The sequence below is a fragment of the Streptomyces sp. NH27 genome, from assembly GCF_056859195.1.
This window is the reverse complement of sequence record NZ_JACEGK010000914.1, coordinates 1-1,482: the sequence shown is the minus strand read 5'-3', so window position 1 is coordinate 1,482 and position 1,482 is coordinate 1. Positions and strand designations below refer to the sequence as shown.

Here is a 1,482-nt window from a genome sequence, read left to right as displayed (position 1 = left end):
CTGGAGCGTCCCCGAGCCCGAAGGGGTCACGGTGGAGACGACGGGCGGCCGAGTGAACGTCACGTGGTGGTCCGCGGACCCGATCGCCCCCTTGAGTCCCTGGGCACAGGGCGGCGAGCGGGAGCTGCCGAATGCGTGCGTTACATATTTGGAGAGATGGTGCGGAGCGAGAGGGTGGGGTCCGCACTGGTGTCCACGGTCAACATGCCTTTCTGACCTGGCATTTCATGTTCCGTCTCTTGGGCTGATGTCGTGCGGGAGGCCGGCCGAGCGACGGCTGGTCCTCTCCGGGGCCGGTCGGGGAGGTCTCTTGGCGGCGGTTTGTGTACCTGAGTATGTCACCCAACTATGTACCGCGCAAGTCTGTAACCGTGACACCTTGTAATTTTCTGTACCGGCTAGTGGTCTGCACCACTAGGAGAATTGTAGCAGCTTGGAAACGCTGGATAAAGGGGGCGGTGCTCGGTTTTCTTCGGGCCGGGTTCCCCTTCTTAGTTTCTGTCCCGCGTTACAGTATGGGGCTGTTCGTGAAATGTATTCTGTGTTCTCTATCCGTCTGGAATTACTCCCTCGGGGTTGGTGGGTCTCATCGGAGGGGCAAGGTTTCCTAGGGAGGCGTGCGATCCTCATGACGTGATGGACTTCTGGTTGGGGGCCTTCTTTCCGCTGTGCCTGAGAGCGCTCTCATCGGCGCGGCTAAGAGCAAGGACGGCCACGGCCACGGCCGCGCCGGCGGGGAAAGGGGGTGGCGCGGGCCGAGCTCCGGCTGGACAGGCGGCCGGCCGGGGACGAGTGCGTGCAGCCGGTCCAGGACGGCCGGCGTACTCCGCCGAGTCCGGGACGTGCAGATCGGCGGGCGCGGGCGGGGTGTGGCTGAAGGCGCGAGCGGCGAGCACGGCCTCGGCCGGGCCGGATCGGCCCCCAACAGGCGCTGCAGCACGGTCGCGTAGCCGGCGGCGCCCGAATCCGGGGCGCCAGCCAGGGCGGCCGCGGTCGCGGGCCGGCGAGCCGCGGCAGCCAGCTCCCGCAGGTCCTCCAGTTCGATGGCGGTGTGCCGCAGCACGGTCGCGGGCGAGCGGCCGGGCCGGCGCAGCGCGGCCAGCATCCACAGGGGTCGACTCTGCGATAGCCGCGACGTCGCCGCCGGCAAGACCTGTCAGCGCGCGGGGCGGTGGCGGGCGTTCGGGCCGCCGCGGCTGCGCATGGCGGTGCCGGCCTCGGTGAGCACGCGGTGCACGAACCCATACGAGCGCCCGCAGCCGTCGGCGAGGGTCCGGATCGAGGCCCCCGCGCGGTACGCCTTCTTCAGCTGGGCCCCGAGCTTGAGCCGGGCCGGCCCAGTGACGTGGACGCGGCGTCCCAGCATGTCGGCGGCTCCTCCTTCGCGTTACCGGGCGTGGACGGCTACTGGGCGGGCGGCGACGACGCCGGCGTTGACCAGGGCGGGCCTCACCGGCCGCCGCTGGCGCGGGCGGTCGGCGG

The 1,482-nt window shown here is 69.9% G+C and carries 1 protein-coding gene; it reads right to left on the bottom strand.

Features of this window, described 5'->3' with window-relative positions; genetic code table 11:
* Positions 1 to 1,156: 1,156 nt before the first annotated feature.
* Positions 1,157 to 1,366: a helix-turn-helix domain-containing protein gene (locus AC13HU_RS37035; RefSeq protein ID WP_483046391.1), complete on the bottom strand. Its 210-nt coding sequence runs from the start codon at positions 1,364 to 1,366 to the stop codon at positions 1,157 to 1,159.
* Between the last annotated feature and the right edge of the window lie 116 nt (positions 1,367 to 1,482).

Excerpts from the sequence above, each read along its gene's own strand:
- AC13HU_RS37035 (WP_483046391.1), bottom strand. The coding sequence starts at position 1,366 with ATGCTGGGACGCCGCGTCCACGTCACTGGGCCGGCCCGGCTCAAGCTC.